We start from the raw sequence: 19,794 nt of genomic DNA on the forward strand, positions 1-19,794 counted from the left end.
GCCTAGCGAACGTTGTTCGCCCGTTGATGCGCTTCGCGCTCCAGCGAGAAAATAATGCGCTGGAGCTCGCGCTCAACTGCCGGATTCACGTTCAGAAAGCGGAAGCTCAGGCGCGGCGTGGTGACGGTTTCGTTTTTGCCGTCCACCACGGTGCGCTCGCTGATCGACAGTAACTGGGCATCGAAATAGAACTGACCCCATCCCGCCATATCCAGTTCAATCTGCGTAAAGCGCAGACCTTCCTTCAGCGCTTCCGGCGCGTTACCTTCCAGCAATGCGCCCATGCCGCCAAGGGACAAATCAAACAAACGGAAACGCAGCATGGATTTATCCGGCATTCTGGCTTTGCAGTAATAGGCCGGATAGAGCGGGGCGGAAATGCGGAAATATTCCCGGCGCTGGATAAACCAGAGTTCAGCAGGCAGTGGCGTGGTAAAGGCTGGCAATGCCTGGTACTGTCCGCTCTGTAAACGGGGCAGCGTAAATTCAACTTTCGCGCCACGGGTTTCCGCCGTGATGGCGATATTTTCGGCACGCTGAACGGCTTTGTTATCGTATTCCTGGCTGCCGTAGTCCATCACCAGCCCTTCCGGCGTGACGTCGAGGATCTTACTGATGAACTGACCGCTGGCCCATGAGATGCGCAGTGGCACCTGGCCTTTTTGCAGATCGCGCAATACCCCCAGTACGGCCAGTGGGGTCTGCTTCAGAAACTGCTCACTATAATTACTCACGCCGGATGGCTCCTTAATAGCGTATCGCCTGTCGGGAATATATCGGCATGGCGGCGGGAAACTTAATACAAACGAGCAAATATTTTTTGCGATTAAACTGAATTAAGTCTGTGACAACTAACCCTTTTGCTGTGGTTGCCTATACTTAGCGTCGTGGGCAGGAAATCAATCTTGCAATATCAAGTCACAACAAAAAGAGGAAATGCAAAATGGGCATTATTGCGTGGATCATTTTTGGTCTTATTGCCGGTGTTATCGCTAAATTAATCATGCCAGGACGTGATGGCGGTGGTTTCATTCTGACCTGTATTCTTGGGGTGGTGGGTGCCGTGGTCGGCGGCTGGCTGGCGACGATGTTCGGCTTTGGCGGCGACGTGACAGGTTTTGATCTGCACAGCTTCCTGGTCGCGGTGGTAGGTGCGATTGTGGTACTGGCGCTGTTCCGTTTGCTGCGTCGGGGCTAACGAATTCTGAGATGCGATAAATCGCGTTCTTAAGCGCGAAAGGGGCGGCCAGAAGCCGCCCCTTTGTTATTTCCAGTACTACAGATTAGAAATCATATCCCACGGTCGCCACCACGCTGCGCTCCGCCGCGTAATAGCAGTTATTCGTTCCGTAGCATCCCGCCACGTATTCACGATCCCCGAGGTTATTGGCATTCACCTGCACGAACGCCCCTTTCAGCGGCGCTGACCACTCGCCCAGATCCGCACGCACCGAAGCATCAAACACCGTAGCCGACGGCAGGCGCGATGAGTTGGCATCATCCGCCCACTGCTTGCCGATGTAACGCACGCCCGCGCCGACGCTCAGGCCATAATCAAACTTATAGTTTGCCCAGAAGGAGGCCATCTGGTCCGGCGTCAGCTGCGGCGTATTACCGTTGTTACCATCGAGCGAATCCTGATACTTCAGGCGATTCCAGGTATAGCCCGCAATAGTGCTCAGGCGTGGCGTTAACTGGTTACGGGCTTCGATTTCCACGCCCTGGGAATGCACTTTCCCGGCAGGCAGATAGGTCGCCGTGGCGATATTAATATCGCGGGTGGCGACGTCTTTCTGCGTCAGGTCGTAAAGGGCAATGCTGTACATATCCAAGGTGCCCGGCGGCTGGAATTTCAGACCCGCTTCATACTGCTCGGCGGTGGTCGGTTTCAGCAGCGTACCGTCCGCGCCTGGCAGCGAGGCCGGGGTGATCGCCTGGCTGTAGCTCATGTAGGGGGACAGGCCGTTTTCAAAGGCATACAGCAGTGACGCTCTGCCGCTGATATGGTCATCCTGGCGACGATTCGAGGTGGCATTGCTGTCGCTCACCTGCTCAGAGACGATGCGGTCATAGCGGCCCGAGAGATCCATATGCCAGCGATCCCACACCATCTCATCCTGCAAATAGATGCCGGTCTGGTAATAGCGGCGGTTGTTGTCATCGCTGTAGGTCACAACGTGGCCATGCTGCGCGGTATAACCGGTGTACGGGTTGAGCGGCGAAGCGCTGCCCGCGCCTGTCCACAGATCGTTGCGATAGCGATGGTATTCGCCGCCGAGGATCAGCGTATGCGCCACCTCGCCGGTATTGAAATCCGCCTGTACGCGGTTATCGGTGGACCACGCATCCAGTGAGCCTCGGTTGCCGCTATAGCCGCGGGACAGCGTATCGCCGCCGTCGATCCAGCCGGTCTGATACACCTGATCCAGTGACACGTTGGCATGGGTATAGCTGCCGCTGGAGTGTACTGACCAGATGTCGTTGAACTGGTGATCGAACTCCAGGCTGTAGATCTGCTCACGACGACGGTAGCCGTCTTCGCTTTCGCCTTCATTCGTACCGGTGTCGAGCTTGCGGCCATTGTGGGCAAAGCGCGTGCCGTCGAGAGGCAGGGAGCCGTGATAGCCGCCGGTCGGATCTTTTTGCAGATAAGCGCGCAACAGCAGGCTGGTATCCGAATCCGGCTGCCACAACAGCGACGGGGAGATGGCGTAGCGCTCTTCGCGGGTGTTGTCATACTGGGTATCGCTGCTGCGCGTCATCCCGATAATGCGGAACGCCAGTTGCTCGTTGATCGCGTCGGTGTAATCGAAGGCGCCGCCTTTGGTGTTATGGGTACCGCCGCTGAGACGGAAATGGCCTTCCTGTTTGAACTGCGGGCGTTTGGAGGTGAGATTCACCAGCCCGCCCGGCACGCTCTGACCGTACAGCGCCGATGACGGGCCTTTCACCACGTCAACACGTTCGATAAACCACGGATCCACCTGCAATACACTGTGGCTACCGCCGTCGCTCATCAGACGCATCCCGTCGAGGAACAGGTTATCCACGTCGCCGCCGTGGAAGCCGCGCAGGGAAACGGTATCGAAGCGGGTAGCGCCGCCGCCGAAGCTGGAATAAACCCCCGGCGTATAGGCCAGCGCCTGGGACACCGTCGCCACGCCCTGATCTTCCATCTGCTGGCGGGTAACGACGGACACCGACTGACCGGTAGTGATCAGCGGTTCATCGGTCTTGGTCGCGCCGCGGGTGCTTTGCACGGTATAGCCTTCGGTCGGCGCAATGGCTGACTGAGGCGCGGTGGCGGTAACCACCACGGTGTCTTCCGCGAGCACCGCATGAGGAAGCGCCAGCGCAAGAGCGCACAGCAGGGACGAACGTTTCAGGGATAATGTCGTGGTCATTCCGGGATCCTGAGTACCGTTGTGCGCGGAACAAGCCTCCGCCACAAACGGGAAATTTGTATTAACAAATGTAAAAGGAATGCGAATTATTATCGTTAACGTTAAAGAATACAACGGAAAATGAGTGTGGGATTAACCGAGGGGAGAGTGAGGAGATTGCTGTAGGCCCGGCAAGCCTGCGCCGCCGGGCAATGTGTTGATTTCGCACACTAAAACCTGCTACCAAATCTGGTAGCAGGCGAACCGCTTATTGTGCGACTTTTTCAGCCGTCGGGGCAGGGGCAGATGACTGCGCGGCAGCCGGTTGCGCGGTGGATTGCACAGCGGGCTGCGTCTCCGGTACGTTATCGCACGGCTGCGTTTTCGGACAGACCAGATCCAGCATCATCAGCGTCACGCCGTTGGTCCAGCCAAAGCCGTCCTGTAGCGGGTATTCACCGCCGCCGCCACCGGTGCCGGTGCTGCTGACGTCATACTTCTCCACCAGTTTTTGCTTGCTGTCGTAAGTATGCTGGACGTTTTTCAGGAAGCGCCAGGTGACATCCATCGCCGCCTTCTCGTGGTCGTAGTTTTTCAGACCGGCGGTGGCGACCCACTGCAACGGCGCCCAGCCGTTCGGCGCATCCCACTGCTGACCGCTGTTTACCGTGGTGGTGGTCAGGCCGCCTGGCTTGATCAGCCGGGCCTCGGTCGCTGCGGCCACTTTATCCGCGCGATCTTTCGCCGCCGCGTTAACATACAGCGGGAACAGGGCGGCGGCGGTCAGTTGATTACGCACTTTTTTGGTTTTCAGATCGTAATCAGCGTACCAGCCGTCCTTGTCATTCCACAGATTGGCTTCCATCGCTTTCTGGCGCGCATTCGCCAGCGCTTCAAACTTCTGCGCTTTGCCCGTATCGCCGGCCGCCTGGCTGGCGCGGGCGATCATTTTTTCCATTTTGTACATCAGCGCGTTCAGATCCACCGGCACAATGCTGGTGGTGCGGATAGTGCCGAGCTGTTCGGGATCGTCCATCCAGCGGGAGCTGAAGTCCCAGCCGGATGCCGCTGCCGCGCGCAGATCGCGATAGATTTCCGTCGCCGGGCGGTTAGGGTTGTTTTTCGCCGTGGTCACGTCAGCCAGCCAGGATTCCGGGCGCGGGGTGTCGCGATCGTCCCAGTAGCGGTTGAGCAGCGAGCCATCCGGAAGTTTAACCACGCGCTTACTGGCTTCACCCGGTTGCAGGGCATCTGCGCCTTCCATCCAGTACTGATACTCTTTTTCCATCTGCGGCAGATACTGCTTCAGCGCGTCATCCCCTTCGTGAGTGGCTAACAACTCAACCATAAAGGGGAAGAAGGGCGGCTGCGAACGGCTCAGGTAGTAGCTGCGGTTGCCGTTGGGGATATGCCCCCAGGCGTCCAGTTCATGGGCAAAGTTGTCGACCATATCCTGCACTTTATCCCAGTGGTCGCTCTCCGCCAGCCCCAGCATGGTGAAATAGCTGTCCCAGTAATAGACCTCCCGGAAGCGTCCGCCCGGCACGACATAAGGTTTCGGCAGCGGCAGCAGGGAGTCCCATTTTCCGGCGGTATCGGTGGTGCGCGTCAGCTCGGTCCACAGACCGTCGATATGCTCGCGCAGGCTTTGTCCGGCAGGCGGCACATATTTTTTGCCTTCGCCTGGCACAATAAAGTTCACGTCAACAAAGTGGCGCAGATCGAAGCCAGACTGGTTGCGCTGCATGCGGTAATCCGCCAGCACCATCAGCGGATCGCCTTTCGGCACCGCATCGGCGAAGGTTTTTTGATCAGGGAAGAGTTTGGCGGTCTGCACATCGGTAAACAGCGGGCCAAGCAGGACATCCGGGGACTGCGGCTGGCCTTTGTTCTGGACTTCATCGGCCAGCAGCGGGGCGGAAAGGGACAGCAGTGCGCCACCAATCGCGATTTGCATGGCGAAAAACAGCGTGTGGGGACGGCGCATAAAAGGTTTGGTCATTAATTATTCTCCTTGAGGGGCGAACAGCGAAACCGCTGCAATCAACCTTGAGAAAACAGTAGACGAATATCGGGCAGGGTGCGTGGTGGATTTAACTTTTTGCGCATTGGAAGGCAAATTTTGTGGGGGATAGGCGGATCTGTGGAATGTTTGGTTTGGAGGGATGTTTGGTTCTGTGGAATGTTTGGTTTGGTGGAATGTTCCGTTCACTTTGCGTTTTGAGTCAGGCGTGACGCCGCTGACGGTGAACGTGCTAAGGGGGCCACCGCGGCCCCCTTAGCAATCCCCGCGGCCCCGCAAAGAAACCGGTGCTGCGCACTGCGCTCACCTCCCGGCCGTCTGCCCGCGGTCGGCTCGATTCGGCATCCTGCCTCATTTCGCCTCTGGCCGCCATCCATGGCGTCCAGCCCTTGTCATCCGGCCTACGGCTCGCCGGTTTCAGCGGGGACTCAACCCCTCGCGTCATTATTTTTATTCTTTATAAGACGACTGAGTGGCGTTAATTTTTTTTAACTTACAGGAATCTGTGAGTGGTGTTTTTTAGAAATCGTGAAGTGTGGGGAGCCCGGGGGTGCAGGGGGCGGCGGCGACTGGCCGCCCCTTGCGCGCTCTGTGCGCCTGGAGTCTGAGCCGTACTCAGAAGCCAGTAAGAGCGCAATTTACCACGAAACGAATCACCCCTGCGGATTAATCAGCCAGGTACCCGGCGTGGCAATCGCCAGCGACTGCGTATGCGTCTGGCTGCCGCTTTGCAGCGTAATATCATACTTCCCGGCCGGCAGCTGAATAAACGCGAACCCGCTCGACGCGGCCACCGCCTTCTGCGGCTTGCCGTTTACCAGCAGATGATCCGCATCGCTCATGCGGATATACACCCGCGCGATAAGCCCGCCCGCAGGCGTTGGCGTCACCGGCGTGGCCGTTGGGGTGGCCGTCGCGGTTGGTGGCGCATCAGGAACCTCCGCAGGCTCGCCGCGGAACAATAAGGCCCCGACGATCACCCCGACCAGCACGCCTGCGGCGATTTGCAATGGCGATTTAACGCGCGCCCACAGCGGTTTTGCCGCCGCGGCTTCTTCTACCGGCACCAGCATCGTGCCGGTTTTTTTCAGCCCGCCAATTTCCGTGCTGCGATGAGTATTGATCTCCGCCAGCGCCGCAAAGGCTTCAATAGACTGCGGACGGGCTTCGGGTTTCAGCGCCAGCGCCTGATCCACGGCCCGTAACAGCGCCGGTGACCAGCCTGCCGGTGGATTTTCCGTCAGACGAATACAGTTATCCTGAATGCTGCGCGTCACGCTGGCAGGGGGCGCAACGCCTGTGATCAGCGTATAGAGCACCGCGCCGAGTGCGTAAATATCAGTCCAGGGTCCGATCTGATTTTCCAGATCGCTGCTGTACTGCTCCAGCGGCGCATAGCCCGCATGCAGCATGGTGGTATTGAGATCGCGCACCTCGTCGCCCTGCGGACGGGAGACGCCAAAGGTCAGCAGCAGCGGCACGCCGTTGTCCTGGATCTGAATGCTTTTCGGCGATAAATCGCGATGGATCACGCCTTCCGCATGCAGCGCCGCCAGCGCGCCGCACAGCATTGGCAGGATACGACGCACCCACTCTTCGTCCAGCACGTCCGGCTGTTGCTGATGCAGCTCCGCCAGGGTGATGCCGCTGTAATAGCGCGTCACCGTGTAGGCCGTGTCATTTTCCGTCCAGAAGCGCAGCACCTGTACCAGTTCCGGATAGTTAAACTTCGCCAGGCGGCGGGCGTCCTGAATAAAGGCGGTAAGACCTGCGCTGTATGCCGGATGATCCTGCTGGCTGCGTAGCCCGAGGTGCATGTCATCGCTGCGCACCACCATCGCGCGCGGCATATATTCGCGAATGATAACGGCGCGTTCCAGCTGATGATCCCACGCACGATAGACAATCTCGCACGGCGTGGTCTGCAAAACGTCCTGTATCTCAAATTCGTCAAAACGATAGCCCGGCGGCAGAGCGTCGGCTATCGCTGGAGTGTAATCGCTGGTTGTCATTATGCGGCTTCTCTGTTCCAGACGGACGTGATCATTTTTGCGTGCGCCACGAACCGGCGGCCGGGTCGCGAAGTTGCGGATGCAAATTATCGATTAACAGCAACGTCAGCGGTGTGCCCGGCTCCAGCCATTGCGACCAGACCTTGCGTACCGCATTCAGGCGCGTCTGTAATCGCGCTTCGTCCAGCGCCAGTTCACGGGACACTTCGACGGCCACCGTGCCGTTACTTTTCCAGCCGTTAATCTCCGGGCTGTAAGGCAAAATCATCCAGCTCTGCGGGGCCTGCTCGTTGCTGACCACCATGCGTTCATTATTGACGCTGGTGATAAGGAGCGTATCGGCATTCACCGCGCTGCTTAATCCGCTGACCGGGAAACCGTGCACAAAGGTCATCATCATGCGCTTATCGCCATTGACGCCGCTTTGCACCATCTCGCTGCGGCCGTTCAGCCAGCCGCCTTTCTCACACTGATCCTGCGCTTTGGCCGGAATAAACAGCGCCGAGGCATTGGCATCGCCGCGCCAGAAGGTGCGCAGATGGCAGCCATCCTGCAGGGTGAATTCCAGCCAGGGCGTGCGATCGGCCGGGGCGGAGAGGGTGGCCTGCGCCGGTGCGCCTTCCGGCTCCAGCGTTTGCGGCGCGATATCCAGCGCCCAGTCACTCTCTTTACTGGCGGTGCCGGTCGCCAGCACGTGATCCTGCGGATCCACCAGCTGCCAGCTAATCTGCGTCAGGGTGCTGCACTGACTCAACAGCAGTTTGCCAAGGCGTGGCATAAAGTTACTGAGAATGAACGGGTTTTTATCGCCCATCGTGGTAATACGCAGCGGGAGTTCAGCGGCGCACCAGCTTTGCGGGGAGTTATCCTTTATATCGTCTATCCAGACATCCAGCTTCTGCGAAGGGGATTGCACGATGCGATAATTCCCAGCTGACGCGGTAGTGGTTGCCAGAAGCAATGCCAGACCGGAGAGCCAGAGTTTCATAAAAATCCTTGTTAGCCTGTGAAAAATGAAGTTGCGACTTCATCACCCTGGATACGTATTTTAGTTCAGAATTATCTTATGAGAAGGGGGAGCGACGTTGCATCTGCTCCCCGTTGTGAATTCAGTCGATGATCCAGGTACCGCTGTCGCCTTTCTGACAGGCTTTGCTGCTGTCGTCCACGGCCACGCAGGTGGATTTTTTCGCCGCGCGTTTCGGACGCGGACGGTCGCTTTTCAGCGCCTGCTCGTAACGCTCGCTGACCACCATGGCGCGCTGCGGCACGTAGCCCAGCAACTGAGGGTTATCCGTGGTGCTGATGGCAAGCCAGGATTGTTCAACAAAACCTAACACCATATAGGTTTCGCCGGTTTTCAGCTCGCCCAGCACCTTGCCGCTGAAATCGGGCTTGCTGAGGATGGAGCCGGGGTACATCGCCCGGTATTCATCGTTAACCGGGTTAAATTCTTTAGGCGGGACCACAATATGACGGTGGGTCAGCGTTACACCATTTACCTGACTGGTCACGATGGTATCGTCGGTGATTTTCGGCGGCGGCGCTTTACACCCCACGACGGTGCTGACCACTAAAAGGAGTAACAAGCTTCGCAAATTCATCGTAACTTTCCCTGCAATAAAGTTGAACCCGACGTGAAATATGCCATGCTGCCTGGATAACCGGTGCACCGGCAAATCTGCCAACGCAAAACGGTAAAGCAATTAACATGGATTAGCATCATCTTTATGATTTTACATTGACTGATTAACAATTCAATGGCGTTTGCCAGCCCGCCTCTCACAATGCTGAATAAACCGCCATCATGCATAAGTATGAGATTAAGTTGATTCTTATCCCTTACCTGACAGGGGTTAATCCCAGCTTATCTTATGGTGTTGAGTAAAGGCTATATTGCGTTATTTCGCACGTGACAATCGACTAAAAAAAGAGATTTTTCTTAGGTTAAATCAGCGCATCAAAACGTGCCTTACGCCTGCCGGTGAAAAAGACGCCTGCACCGCTTTGCGGCACTGCCCCATTTTGGGTCGCTATTTTCGCTCACTGCCTCCTTATCGCCCGTGAAAATCACCGCCGCCGGGGAAAGATAAAACTGGCACAGCGCTTGCTTTATTCATTTCAGAAGGCAGCGCATCAGACAATTATCTGTAAAAAAATAGCGGGCTAGGGTTCCGGTTCACTCAGGTGAATGCTGGTCCGAGAGCACGCGACCTCTGTGAGGTTACACGGCGGGACAAAAACCCGGGAGACAGCAGCACCAGATGGTGTCGCGCTGCCCCCTTTTTGTCCAACCAGAGGTCGAACCATGAAGACATTTCCCTTGCTCCGCACCCTCGCGCTGTCACTTGTGATGCTGACCAGCCTGCCAGCCCTTGCTGCCGCCAAAAAAGAGTTCAACGTCTGCTGGACCATCTACGCCGGCTGGATGCCCTGGGGCACCATTGCGGGTGACAAAATCATCGACAAATGGGCCAGCAAATACGGCATTAAAATCAATGTCGTGCAGCTTAACGACTATATCGAATCCATTAATCAGTACACTGCGGGCCAGTTTGATGGTTGCACCATGACCAATATGGATGCGCTGACGATTCCGGCCGCGGGCGGCGTTGATACCACGGCGCTGATCCTTGGCAGCTACTCGGAAGGCAACGACGGCGTGGTGATGAAAGGCGAAGGCAAAACGCTGGCGGATCTGAAAGGCATGAAGATCTACCTGCCGGAGCTGTCGGTGTCCCACTATCTGCTGGTGCGCGGGCTGGAGAAAGCCGGGCTTGCCGAACGTGACGTAACGGTGGTGAATACCTCCGATGCGGATATTGTCTCTGCTTTTAGTACGCCGGACGTCGAAGCGGCGGTGGCATGGAATCCGCAGCTGTCAGTGATCAAGAGTACGCCGCAGGCGACGGAAGTGTTCAGCTCCGCCTCGGTGCCAGGGGAACTTATCGACATGATGGTGGTGAACACCGCCACCCTGAAAGACAATCCCGCGCTTGGCAAAGCCCTGACCGGCGCCTGGTATGAAATGATGAGCCTGATGAAAGCGCAGGATGCGAAAGCGCTTAATGCGATGGCGGCGGCGTCCGGCACCGATCTGGCGGGCTATCAGGCGCAGCTCAAAACCACTCACCTGTTCTATACCCCGGCGGATAACCTTGCGTTCACCACCTCGACGGAACTGGCAAAAACCATGCAGCGCGTGGCGCAGTTCTCCTTTGATAAAGGACTGCTCGGCGATGGCGCACAGAGCGCGGATTTCATCGGCATGGCTTTCCCCGGTAACGTCACTCAGGGCGATGCCAGCAATATTAAGCTGCGCTTTGACGACAGCTTCCTGAAAATGGCCGTGGCCGGGACGCTCTGATGCGCCAGATTAACCGCCATCCGTCCCGGGGTATGCACATCATGCTGATGCTGCTGCCGTTTATCCTGCTGCTGGCGGTGTACTTCATTGGCTCCGCGGTGCGCCTGGACGCTAATCCCCACGACAAGCTGCTGCCAGGGCTGGATCAGATGCTGAGCGCGCTTGACCGGATGGCGTTCACGCCAGACCGCCGCAGCGGTGACTACCTGTTCTGGATGGACACCCTGGTCAGTCTGGCGCGTCTGCTGACCGGGCTGCTGATTGCCTCGCTGCTCGGGCTGTGCATCGGCATTACCGCCGGCGTTTTCCCGCTGTGGCGGGCGTCGCTGTCGCCGCTGATGACCGTGCTGTCGATGATCCCGCCGCTGGCGATCTTACCAGTGCTGTTTATCGTCTTCGGGCTGGATGAGCTGTCGAAAATCATGCTGATAGTTATCGGCATCACGCCGATGCTGGCGCGGGATCTGGAGCACCGCGCCCGTGAAATTCCGCAGGAGATCATTATCAAAGCCCAGACCCTCGGCGCGAACAGCTGGACGCTGGTGCTGCGCGTGGTGCTGCCGCAACTGCTGTCACGCCTGCTGACCTCGCTGCGGCTGCTGCTGGGCTCGGCCTGGCTGTTCCTGATTTCCGCCGAAGCGATTTCGTCCACCGCCGGGCTGGGCTACCGCATTTTCCTTGTGCGCCGCTACATGGCGATGGACGTGATCATCCCTTACGTGGTGTGGATCACGCTGCTGGCGTGGCTGATGGATCTGGCCCTGCGCAAACTGCACAGCGTCTGTTTCCCGTGGGCGGAAGGGGGCAAAGCATGAGTTTTATCAGTATCGACAATATCTGGCAGGAGTACGGCGATCATGTGGTGCTGGAGCGTGTGAACCTGCAAATCCGGGAAGGGGAGTTCTGCTCGATGGTCGGCGCGTCCGGCTGCGGCAAATCCACTTTCCTGCGTCTGCTGCTCGGCCAGGAAGCGCCCAGCCGCGGCACTATCACCCTTGACGGCAAACCCCTGACCGCCGAGCCGGATCGCAGCCGCGGGGTGGTGTTCCAGCGTTATTCCGTGTTTCCGCATCTCAACGTGCTGGATAACGTGGCCATTGGCCTTGAACTGCCCCATGCGCCACTGCTCGGGCGGCTGTTCGGCAACCGTAAAAAAGCCGCCAGGGAACAGGCGGCGCAGATGCTGCACAAAGTGGGGCTGGGACAGGCGCTGCATAAATACCCGGCGCAGCTCTCCGGCGGGATGCAACAGCGGCTGGCCATCGCCCAGGCGTTCATTATGCAGCCGCGCGTGCTGCTGCTCGATGAGCCCTTTGGCGCGCTTGATCCCGGCATCCGCAAAGACATGCACGGCCTGCTTTTACAGCTGTGGAGCGAAACCCGCATGACGGTGTTTATGGTCACTCATGACCTGTCCGAGGGCTTCAACCTTGGCACCCGTCTGCTGGTGTTCGACAAAGTGCGAATTGATCCCCACGAACCTAATGCGTATGGCGCGCGCATCACCTACGACATTCCGCTTAACGAAGCGCGCATGGCGGAAGTGATGGCCGCGGCCCCGGTTAACGTCGTATCCATGAAGGAGTACATCTGATGACGCAACAGTATCATTCCGCCCCCGCGCTGCGGGAGGAAACCGTCCCCGGCGGCGGCCATCTCTCTTTTATTCTCAAGCGTGGGCAGATCCTGCGCATGACCGATCTGCACGGCGGGGCCAACGTCAGCATGATGATGCTTAACGCCCATGAAAAAAGTGAACGCCTGAATCTGCCGGACACGCTGAAAGGTCAGCACACCGCGCGGCTGACCGCCGGGCACTGCTTTTACTCGGATATGGGCCGTGTGCTGACCGGCATTCTGACAGACAGCTGCGGCTGGCACGATCCCTTCGGCGGCGTGCTGAACGCGGCGGAAACCCTGGAGAAATACGGCGAAGGGCGCTATCAGGAGCGACGCAACGGTTTTTACCGCAATGGCATGGATAACCTGCTGGTGGAGATGGGCAAGTGGGATCTGAACCTCGAAGATCTGCTGATGGTGGTCAACTTTTTCAGCAAGGTCAGCGTGGATGAAGACGGGCGTTTCCATTTTCAGCGGGATTTTTCCGCGCCGGGAAGTGTCGTCGAACTGTATGCGGCGATGGATACGCTGATCGTGCTCACTTCGTTACAACATCCTTTGGATCCAGACCCGGAGTACGCCCCGCGCCCGGTGGCGCTCAGCTGGTTCACGGCGGACGATCCGCAGGCTGCGGAGCACGCGCTGTTAACGCGCCCGGAAAACGGTCGCGCACTGGATAACACTCACCTGTTTGCCCTGTAAGGAGACGCATCATGACGCTGGTCGAAAGCCAAAAAAATCCGCAGCAGGCGGTGTTCCGCCATGTGATCCCGGCAGGGGAGCATTATCTGTTTGATGTTAAACGCGGGCAGACGCTGCGCCTGGTCGATCTGGAAGGCAATCAGGCGATCGATACGCTGTTCTATAACGCCGATAACCCGCGCGAGCGCTACGATCCCCAGCGCACGCTGCGGCGTCAGCGAAATGCTTATCTGACTACCGGCAGCGTACTCTGGTCGGGGCTGGGCAATCCGCTGCTGACCATCGTCGCCGATACCTGCGGGCGTCACGACACCCTCGGCGGCGCCTGCGCCCAGGAGAGCAACACCGTGCGCTACTCGCCGGAGGTGCGCTATATGCACAGCTGCCGCGACAACTTTCTCTGCGCCTGCCTGCACGATGGTCGTCTGCACAAGCACGACATCGGCGCGAACATCAATTTCTTTATGAACGTGCCGGTGACGCCGGAGGGCGGCCTGACCTTTGCCGATGGCATTTCTGCGCCGGGCAAATACGTCGAGCTGCGCGCCGAATGCAATGTCATTGTGCTGATTTCCAACTGCCCGCAGCTGAATAATCCCTGCAACGGCTGGAACCCGACTCCGGCGGAGGTGCTGGTATGGAACTGACGCGCTTACAAAAACTGCGCCGCGCGATTTTCCGCCTGTTCGAAGTGCGGGCCAACCGGCTGAAATGAGGCGGTTTTTTGTCGGGTGGCGCTGCGCTTACCCGACCTACGGATCGATGATGATTGTAAGTTTGTAGGCCCGGCAAGCCTGCGCCGCCGGGCGTAAACGGATAATCCAAATAAATTTTCCCCCTGGACGACCAGGCGGCGACACTTTTCCGGCGGGACGACCCGCCACGGTTCGGGGCTGGATCATGTTCACGAAACTCCTTATTGCCAACCGCGGGGCCATTGCCTGCCGCATTCTGCGCACTCTGCGCGACATCAACGTCCAGGGCGTCGCCGTCTGGTCTGAATCGGACGCCAGCAGCCTGCATATCCGTGAAGCGGACGAAGCGATCTGCCTTGGCAGCGGCCCGGCGGCGCAAACCTATCTCCAGGTGGATAAAATTCTTGCCGCCGCGCGTGACACCGGCGCGCAGGCCATCCATCCGGGTTATGGCTTTCTCTCGGAAAACGCCGCCTTTGCCGATGCCTGCGACGCCGCGGGCATTGCCTTTATCGGCCCGACGGCAGAGCAGCTGCGCGTCTTTGGCCTGAAACATACCGCCCGCGCCCTGGCAAAACAGCACGGCGTGCCGATGCTCGAAGGTACCGATCTGCTGGCGGACAGCGACGCGGCGCTGGCGGCGGCGGAACAGGTCGGCTACCCGGTGATGCTGAAAAGCACCGCGGGCGGCGGCGGGATCGGTATGCGCGTCTGCGATACGCCGCAGGCGCTGGCGGAGGCCTTTGAGGTGGTGCAACGCCTCGGCAAAAACAACTTCAGCGACGCGGGAGTATTTATTGAAAAATACATTCCCCGCGCGCGTCATCTGGAAGTACAGATTTTCGGCGATGGTCGCGGCGAGGTGATCGCCCTCGGCGTGCGCGACTGCTCTGTGCAGCGTCGTAACCAGAAAGTGCTGGAAGAAACCCCCGCGCCCGGTTTGCCTGACGGCATGGCGGATGCCCTGTGCGCCGCCGCCGTGCGTCTCGGCCAGGCAGTGCAGTATCGCAGCGCCGGTACGGTAGAGTTTGTTTATGACAGCGACGCCGGACAGTTTTACTTCCTCGAAGTGAATACCCGTTTACAGGTGGAGCATGGCGTCACCGAGCAGGTCTGGGGTGTGGATCTGGTGCGCATGATGATCGAACTGGCGGCAGGGGATCTGCCGCCGCTGCGCGACATCGCCGCCACCTTCACTCCGCGCGGGCATGCGGTACAGGCGCGCCTGTACGCCGAAGATCCGGGACGTCAGTTTCAGCCGTCCCCCGGTCTGCTGACCGAAGTGGTGTTCCCGCTGCAGGATCGCCTGGCGCTGCGTATCGACACCTGGGTGGAGTCCGGCTGCGAGGTGCCGCCGTTTTTCGATCCGATGCTCGCTAAAATCATCACCCATCAGCCCACCCGTGACCAGGCCATCGCCGCGCTGGATGAGGCGCTGGCGCAGACCCGGCTGTACGGCGTGGAGACCAACCGCCACTATCTGCGGCAAATTATCGCGGACGCGCCTTTTGCCTGCGGCCAGCCGTGGACGCGCTGCCTGGAAAATCTGCATTATCAGGCTGATACCCTGGAAGTGTTAAACCCCGGCACCCAGACCACGGTGCAGGATTATCCGGGCCGCCTCGGTTACTGGGCAGTGGGGGTGCCGCCGTCCGGCCCGATGGACGATCGCGCGCTGCGGCTTGGCAACCGCTTACTGGGTAACGCGCCCGGCGAGGCGGCGCTGGAGATCACCCTGAGCGGCCCGACGCTGAAGTTTAATACTGCCGCCGTGGCCGTTGTTACCGGCGCGGCGCTGGCGATCACGCTGGACGGCGAGCCGCAGACGATGAACCGCGTGTTTGCCATTCCGGCAGGGGCGACGCTGCGGCTGGGTGATCTGACGGCGCAGGGCGTGCGCAGCTATCTCTGCCTGCGCGGCGGCTTTGCGGTGCCGGAGTATCTCGGCAGCAAAAGCACCTTTACGCTCGGGCAGTTCGGCGGCCATGCCGGGCGCACGCTGCGCACCGGCGATGTGCTGCACCTGACGCCGCTCACCGATACCCGCACCGGGGCGGTGCTGCCCGATGCGCTGCACACCCGGCTGCCGGCGGTGCGCGAACTGCGGGTGATCTACGGCCCGCACGGCGCACCGGAATATTTCACACCCGGCTACATGGACACCTTTTTCGCCACCGACTGGGAAGTGCATTTCAACTCCAGCCGTACCGGCGTGCGCTTAATCGGCCCGAAACCGGAGTGGGTGCGCGAAAGCGGCGGCGAGGCGGGTCTGCATCCGTCGAATATACACGACAACCCTTACGCCATAGGCGCGGTGGATTTTACCGGCGACATGCCGGTGATCCTGGGGCCGGACGGCCCGAGCCTCGGCGGATTTGTCTGCCCGGTCACTATTATTGAAGCGGATCTGTATCAGCTCGGGCAGCTCAATGCCGGGGATAAGGTGCGCTTTGTGCCGGTAAGTATTGAGACTGCGCGACTGCTGGCCCACGCCCGGGCGCAGGAGCTGGCGTCGCTTGCGCCGGTCAGTATCAACTGGCATCCGGAACCGCTCGCCTCGCCGGTAGTGATGGAGACCGGGCATGGCGATAAGCGTCTGGTGGCACGGCTGTCAGGCGATACGCATTTGCTGCTGGAAATCGGCGACGCGGAGCTGGATCTGGTGCTGCGTTTTCGCGGTCACGGGCTGATGCAGGCGCTGGAGGCGCTGGCGCTGCCCGGCGTAATCGACCTCACGCCCGGCATTCGCTCGCTGCAAATTCACTACCAGCCGGACGCCATGCCGCTCGCCACCTTGCTGAGGACGGTGGCGGAAGCCTGGCAAGGGGTCTGTCAGCAGGAGGATTTACAGGTGCCGTCGCGCATCGTCTGGCTGCCGCTCTCCTGGGACGATCCGGCGTGCCAGAAAGCCATCGACAAATACATGACCACGGTGCGGCGTGATGCGCCCTGGTGTCCGAGCAACCTGGAGTTTATCCGCCGTATTAACGACCTGGAAAATATCGACGCGGTGTATAAAACCGTCTTCGATGCCAGTTATCTGGTGATGGGACTGGGGGATGTCTACCTCGGCGCGCCTGTGGCCACGCCGCTCGATCCGCGGCACCGGCTGGTGACCACCAAATACAACCCGGCGCGCACCTGGACGGCGGAAAACTCGGTGGGTATTGGCGGGGCCTATATGTGCGTTTACGGCATGGAAGGGCCGGGAGGCTATCAGTTCGTCGGACGCACGCTGCAAATGTGGGATCGCTATCATGAGGTGCCGGACTTTGGCGGCAAACCCTGGCTGCTGCGTTTTTTCGATCAGATCCGTTTCTATCCGGTTTCGGCAGAGGAACTGCTCGACATCCGCCGGGATTTCCCGACAGGACGTTATCCGCTGCGCATTGAAACCACAACCCTGCGTCTGGCGGAGTACCAGCAGTTTCTGGCGGCGGAAGCCGACAGCATCGCTGCCGCCCGTCGTCATCAACAGGCCGCTTTTAACGCCGAGCGCCAGCGCTGGGAAGCCTCCGGCCAGGCCCATTTCGACAGCCATGAGGCGGCGGCGGACGACGGCGATGACGCGCCGCTTAAACCTGGTCAGCGCGGTATCGACAGTCCCATTGCCGGAAATCTGTGGCAGGTTAACGTCGAACCCGGCGCACAGGTGCGTGAAGGCGACGTGCTGGTGGTGCTGGAGTCGATGAAAATGGAGATCCCGCTGGTGGCAAGCGCGGATGGTGTGGTGGCGCAGGTGCGCGTGCAGCCCGGATCCCCGGTGCGCGCCGGTCAGTGCGTGGTGGTGATCGCAGAACACTAAGGACGTCAGATGGTTACAGGGATGTAATTTATATGTAAATGGAATAATTTCCTTTTGCGATGAAGTTATCTCTCCCCGCGCCGATAGATCCTGTGAGGGATGTTGCTGCACAGGCTGTGCCACACAGAATCTGCAACTCCGGGGAGAGCCGTAATGGCAACACAACACAATAAGAAAACATTAAGTACACGCGCACAAATGCTGCTGACCGGCGCACTGACCATTACGCTGGGCTTTGCGGTGACCATCGGCGTGCTGAGCTGGCAATCCAGCCGTCAGCAAAAACAACTGGCCGAAGAGTATTTGCAACAAATCGCGCAAACGAATGCGCTGAAAGTGCAGCATGAACTGAGCTATGCCCGCGATGTGGCGCGTAACCTCGGTCATAACCTGATCGCGCTACCGGCGGCAGGCAAGGCAGACCGCGCCATTGCTGACAAAATGGCGGAATATACCCTGCGCGCCAATCCTGAATATCTTTCAATGTCCGTGATTTTCGAAGAGAACGCCCTCGACGGACGTGACGCCGAGTTTGCCGCGCTGCCGGGCCAGGCGCCCGGTGGTCGCTATGCCTGGTTCGTTGATAAAGACGCGGGCGGTAAATACAGCATGCACCCGCTGACCAGTTATCTGACGCCGGGGCAGGGGGATTACTATCTGCTGCCGCAAAAATCCCGCAAAGACACCGTTACCGAGCCGTACACTTACGCCTATAACGGCGTCGATACGCTGCTCACCTCTGTGGCGGCACCCATTGTCGAGGAAGGGAAATTGTGGGCGGTGGTGACGGCCGATATTTCACTCGCCTCGCTACAGGACAAAATCGCGCAGATCAAACCCTGGCATGGCGCAGGTTATGCGGTGCTGCTTTCCAGTAAAGGCAAAATTGTCGCTTATCCGGATAAATCCCTGACCAGCAAAGCCTGGTCCGAACCGGTGGGCAGCCTGAGCAGCACCATGGCTGAACGCCACGATCCGATCCTCGGCGAAGACGCGCTGGTCACCTGGCAGCCGATTACCGTCGGCAACAGCGATGAGCACTGGCTGCTGGGCGTGGTCGCGCCTGTCAGTCTGGTGATGGCGGCGGCTAACCGCCAGTTGATGTGGGCCATTGCGCTGATGGTTTTAAGCATTGTGCTGGTCAGTGCCTTACTGGGGTTGGTGTTCAGCCGCAAAGTGCTCAAACCGCTGGGCGGCGAACCCCGTCAGGCGGCAAGCTTCGCGCTGGCGGTCGCCGATGGACGCCTCAGCAACGCGATTTCCGTGCACGGCAACGATCGCAGCAGCCTGTTCTACGCGCTTAATACCATGCAGACGCAACTGCGGGAGATTGTCGGGCAGATCAAAGACGCCAGCCTTTCGGTGCGCCAGGGGGCGGAGGAGATCGCCAGCGGTAACCTCAATCTGGCTTCCCGTACTGAGCAACAGGCTGCGGCGCTGGAGCAGACGGCGGCCAGCATGGAGCAGATCACCGCCACCGTTAAACACAACACCAGCAACGCCCATCAGGCCACCGAGCTGACGGCGAACGCCACCCGCATCGCCAGCCGCGGTGAAAAACTGGTCGGGCAGGTGGTGCAGAATATGGCGCAGATTGACGAGAGTTCCCGCAAAATCAGCGACATTACCACCATGATCAACAGTATTGCCTTCCAGACTAATATCCTCGCGCTCAACGCCGCCGTCGAAGCGGCGCGCGCAGGGGAACAGGGGCGTGGCTTTGCGGTGGTGGCGACCGAGGTGCGTAACCTGGCGCAGCGCAGCGCCAGCGCGGTGAAAGAGATCGCCACCCTGATCGAAGAGTCGACCCAGCGCGTGGAAAGCGGCGTGCAGCTGGTGCAGGACGCCGGTAAAACCATGCAGGAGATGACCCAGGCGGTGAGCTCGGTGCAGAGTATTATCGGCGAGATCGTCAATGCCTCGGAAGAGCAGTCGCGCGGCATCAGTCAGGTGACCATTGCGGTGAATGAGATGGACGGCGTGACTCAGCAGAACGCCGCGCTGGTGCAGCAGATGTCAGCGGCAGCCAGCTCGCTGGAGGATCAGGCGGGGCAGCTGGCGCAGACGGTGGCGCAGTTCCGGCTGGAGGCTTAGGGTTTTATTTGCTGTGGACGTTTGTTACCGGGTAGGTTGCGCTCTTATTAACGTTGCGGAATAACGTTTGCTTCCGGCGCACAGAGCGCGCAG

General features: G+C 59.3%; 14 protein-coding genes and 1 riboswitch. Of the genes, 8 read left to right on the top strand and 6 right to left on the bottom strand.

Going from position 1 to position 19,794, the window contains the following annotated elements:
- Positions 1-2: 2 nt before the first annotated feature.
- A complete protein-coding gene (ycgR, locus tag ACQUTD_RS05180; protein WP_072568717.1) occupies positions 3-734 on the bottom strand; it encodes a flagellar brake protein YcgR in 732 nt (243 codons plus the stop codon).
- Between the two features lie 209 nt (positions 735-943).
- On the opposite strand from ycgR, the gene ACQUTD_RS05185 reads away from it, so the two are divergent.
- A complete protein-coding gene (locus ACQUTD_RS05185; RefSeq protein ID WP_072568716.1) occupies positions 944-1,198 on the top strand; it encodes a GlsB/YeaQ/YmgE family stress response membrane protein in 255 nt (84 codons plus the stop codon).
- An 85-nt stretch (positions 1,199-1,283) separates the two neighbouring features.
- On the opposite strand, the gene ACQUTD_RS05190 is transcribed toward ACQUTD_RS05185, so the two are convergent.
- From ACQUTD_RS05190 to ACQUTD_RS05210, 5 genes are all read right to left on the bottom strand, one after another.
- Positions 1,284-3,404, bottom strand: coding sequence for a TonB-dependent siderophore receptor (locus ACQUTD_RS05190; protein WP_473273930.1), 2,121 nt, complete (start codon positions 3,402-3,404; stop codon positions 1,284-1,286).
- A gap of 247 nt (positions 3,405-3,651) precedes the next feature.
- A complete protein-coding gene (locus ACQUTD_RS05195) occupies positions 3,652-5,385 on the bottom strand; it encodes an alpha,alpha-trehalase TreA (protein ID WP_473273931.1) in 1,734 nt (577 codons plus the stop codon).
- Between the two features lie 674 nt (positions 5,386-6,059).
- Entirely contained in the window at positions 6,060-7,418 is a 1,359-nt protein-coding gene (locus tag ACQUTD_RS05200; protein ID WP_321987600.1) for a serine/threonine-protein kinase, read from the bottom strand.
- A 31-nt stretch (positions 7,419-7,449) separates the two neighbouring features.
- Positions 7,450-8,406, bottom strand: a complete 957-nt coding sequence (locus tag ACQUTD_RS05205; protein WP_072568711.1) for a hypothetical protein — start codon at positions 8,404-8,406, stop codon at positions 7,450-7,452.
- A gap of 121 nt (positions 8,407-8,527) precedes the next feature.
- On the bottom strand, positions 8,528-9,022 hold the full coding sequence (locus tag ACQUTD_RS05210; protein ID WP_072568710.1) for an SH3 domain-containing protein: 495 nt from the start codon (positions 9,020-9,022) through the stop codon (positions 8,528-8,530).
- A gap of 551 nt (positions 9,023-9,573) precedes the next feature.
- A riboswitch (guanidine-I (ykkC/yxkD leader) is annotated at positions 9,574-9,671 on the top strand.
- A 55-nt stretch (positions 9,672-9,726) separates the two neighbouring features.
- Here ACQUTD_RS05210 and ACQUTD_RS05215 point away from each other — a divergent pair.
- The 7 genes from ACQUTD_RS05215 (at position 9,727) to ACQUTD_RS05245 (ending at position 19,701) form a co-directional block, all read left to right on the top strand.
- A complete protein-coding gene (locus ACQUTD_RS05215; RefSeq protein ID WP_473273932.1) occupies positions 9,727-10,785 on the top strand; it encodes a putative urea ABC transporter substrate-binding protein in 1,059 nt (352 codons plus the stop codon).
- On the top strand, positions 10,785-11,600 hold the full coding sequence (locus tag ACQUTD_RS05220; protein ID WP_473273933.1) for an ABC transporter permease subunit: 816 nt from the start codon (positions 10,785-10,787) through the stop codon (positions 11,598-11,600). The genes ACQUTD_RS05215 and ACQUTD_RS05220 overlap by 1 nt, the downstream gene beginning before the upstream one ends.
- On the top strand, positions 11,597-12,379 hold the full coding sequence (locus ACQUTD_RS05225) for an ATP-binding cassette domain-containing protein (protein ID WP_473273934.1): 783 nt from the start codon (positions 11,597-11,599) through the stop codon (positions 12,377-12,379). The genes ACQUTD_RS05220 and ACQUTD_RS05225 overlap by 4 nt, the downstream gene beginning before the upstream one ends.
- Positions 12,379-13,107 carry an urea amidolyase associated protein UAAP1 gene (locus tag ACQUTD_RS05230; RefSeq protein ID WP_318363710.1) on the top strand — a complete coding sequence of 243 codons (729 nt, stop codon included), beginning with the start codon at positions 12,379-12,381 and terminating at the stop codon, positions 13,105-13,107. Before ACQUTD_RS05225 ends, ACQUTD_RS05230 begins: the two co-directional genes overlap by 1 nt.
- 11 nt (positions 13,108-13,118) lie before the next feature.
- Complete coding sequence (locus tag ACQUTD_RS05235; protein WP_072568705.1) at positions 13,119-13,754, top strand: urea amidolyase associated protein UAAP2; 636 nt, start codon at positions 13,119-13,121, stop codon at positions 13,752-13,754.
- A gap of 253 nt (positions 13,755-14,007) precedes the next feature.
- A complete protein-coding gene (gene uca / locus ACQUTD_RS05240; protein ID WP_473273936.1) occupies positions 14,008-17,607 on the top strand; it encodes an urea carboxylase in 3,600 nt (1,199 codons plus the stop codon).
- Positions 17,608-17,760: 153 nt separating this feature from the next.
- On the top strand, positions 17,761-19,701 hold the full coding sequence (locus ACQUTD_RS05245; RefSeq protein WP_473273938.1) for a methyl-accepting chemotaxis protein: 1,941 nt from the start codon (positions 17,761-17,763) through the stop codon (positions 19,699-19,701).
- The last annotated feature ends 93 nt before the right edge of the window (positions 19,702-19,794 follow it).

The sequence above is a fragment of the Enterobacter sp. K510 genome (assembly GCF_055804875.1).